This is a genomic window from Bacillus sp. JJ664, from assembly GCF_036962205.1.
In the GTDB taxonomy this organism is placed as follows: domain Bacteria; phylum Bacillota; class Bacilli; order Bacillales; family Bacillaceae_G; genus Gottfriedia.
Genome location: NZ_JBALMS010000161.1, coordinates 7,534 through 9,866, shown reverse-complemented (window position 1 = coordinate 9,866; position 2,333 = coordinate 7,534). Strand labels below are relative to the sequence as shown.

Annotated in this window: 2 protein-coding genes; both read left to right on the top strand. The window is 27.9% G+C overall.

Annotation, left to right across the window (positions count from 1 at the left end):
* Positions 1–229: 229 nt before the first annotated feature.
* Positions 230–1,168, top strand: a complete 939-nt coding sequence (locus V7056_RS19090) for a hypothetical protein (protein ID WP_499703978.1) — start codon at positions 230–232, stop codon at positions 1,166–1,168.
* 920 nt (positions 1,169–2,088) lie between these two features.
* Positions 2,089–2,298 carry a hypothetical protein gene (locus V7056_RS19085; protein ID WP_499703977.1) on the top strand — a complete coding sequence of 70 codons (210 nt, stop codon included), beginning with the start codon at positions 2,089–2,091 and terminating at the stop codon, positions 2,296–2,298.
* The last annotated feature ends 35 nt before the right edge of the window (positions 2,299–2,333 follow it).

Here is a 2,333-nt window from a genome sequence, read left to right as displayed (position 1 = left end):
TAAAAATAAAAATAAAAGAAATATGTTCTGTTTAGAATATATCGTTTTACTATTCAAAAAAGCATCCATCCTTTTTTAGTAATTAGTATCATTATACACTAATTCAATTAAAAATTAACAAATTTTGTAAAATCTTCTAAAAATTTACATTTTTTGAAGGAATTCGAAGAAATTTGAAGAAAATTAGTAAATGTTGGAAAAAATTTACAAATTTTAGGAGGAATATTTTATGAAAAAGAAATTAGTACCAGTTTTAACTTCAGCAATCTGTGCATCGGTTTTATTAACTAACGGAGCATTTGCAGAAACAAAAGAAAAGGTTAAAGCTGATAGCAAAATTAGTGTTACTGAATTAAATACGATTGAAAAAAGACACAAGGAATTTGATAAAATAGTTCAAGAACAACAATTTTATTTAAATGAAATAAATAAAAATGAAGCAGAGTTTTTAAGTCAAGAAAAAGTAAAAACAATAAAAGAATTATCACTAAATAAACAAAATAAATTAAATGAAATCGATAAGGAATTTAGAAAACTTCATAAAGATAATCTTGATAAAAAATTAGAAGCGAATGGCTTTATTAAAGTTAAAAATGGAGATGATGAAGTAACAGTTTTTTTAGATGATCCATCAGATCTTGTACTAACTGATAATTGCTACTTCGATACAAGAACTCAAAAATATGTATTCCTTGGTATGTGGGACTTTAGATCACCTTATGATACAAAAGAAGCAACTTGGGATATTGCAGCAATCAGAATGAACAAAAATACTTATCCAATAGGTAACTCATCTTGTTACGCTTATGATAACGGCGGTAAAATGACTGGTGATACGCTAAATGGAGCGTCTGTTTCAGGTTCAACAACAACTAAAAGATTTGAAAATGGTTACGGTGTCGTTTACAACATTAAAGATGACACACAGAAAACTACTAGTGGTCTTCAGATTTATGCAACTGATCATGGTCAAGCAAGCATGTATTTTGACACAGTAGGCACTGCAGGAAATAAAATTTTCTTTGATTTTGAACATAACTATTCAACAGATACATTAGATGTATCTGCATCATTTTCAGGAGTGAATTTAACAGGAAGCGCATTAACAGTAACGTATTCTGATGCAGAACAGAGTTACCGTCGTACTAGTAACGGTAGAAGTTTATAAATAATAAATAAATAAATAAAAGAGAGAGAGGGTAATTTCTTACCCTCTCTCTTTTATTTTGGCATTTTTACCGAAATAGAAGTTGAATAAGGGGAGATATAATCAATTAGCATTAAAATTGGTAATAGGAATTATTATTATGATGATTTTGTATTATAGTGGGTAAGATCAATTGACGAAGAGGGATTTAATCTTAACTATGGAAATCTAAGTGATGCAAATCAATTAAAGAACTGTTCAACAGCCTTTTTAGGAATGTCTTTTTTTATGATTTTCTTTTAAATAATCATGTACATCTTCATTAAAAGGATTAATTGTGTCAGAGCAATTATTATAATTGCTAAATGAATCGATTTCGACTGATTCACCACACCACAGAATTGAAAGCTAATGCTAATACTCTCCTTCGGATTACTAAATACCAGAATTTGTTTATCTTAGACCTATTTTTATTACCTTCATCATACTACTTATGATTTTGTTGATTATTGTTCACTTTTTGGCGAAAACAAAATTAATAGTTAATACTTTCTCCTTTTACAGTAATTTATTTATTTGTTTATTTATGTCTTCTATAACACTAGGAATAGAGGGATATATCGTCGATCCTTATGGTTTAAATGGAGATGTTGTTTCATTTTATATGTGGGTAACCATCGTAGTGTTAACAATTATAGATATTATAGTTTTCTTAATGAAAAAAACCATATTCAAATAAAATAAATGTGAAATGATGAAGATTGAAAGATAAAGTATATAAATTTTCTTATTCGACTAACTGGCGCGTTAGTTCAACAACATGATCGACTGTTATGTCGATTTTTTTATTGTGCTAACCCGTAGTATAGCTGAATAAGAAGGAATGAATAGTAATGTGTAGAAGTAAAAGAAGTAATGTGAAAGATGAGGAGATAGTATAGATGATAGATTTACAAAAAGATTTTAAGTTTTTTGCAATGAGTTTAATATTTTTAGGAGGATTTTTAGGTTTTATAATTTCGGAAATTACACAAACAACGCAAATGGGTATTTGTATACTATTAGGAATAATTTGCGGATTCTTTAGCCTTTTTACATTAACTATTTATTATAAATGGTTTAAGAATAATGCCCAAAATAATTTCAAGTAAACTTGTTTCCAATTTACTATGCAACTAACTGGCGC

Bases quoted from the DNA above. Each gene is read 5' to 3' on its own strand.
- V7056_RS19090 (WP_499703978.1), top strand. From the start codon at position 230: ATGAAAAAGAAATTAGTACCAGTTTTAACTTCAGCAATCTGTGCATCG.
- V7056_RS19085 (WP_499703977.1), top strand. From the start codon at position 2,089: ATGATAGATTTACAAAAAGATTTTAAGTTTTTTGCAATGAGTTTAATA.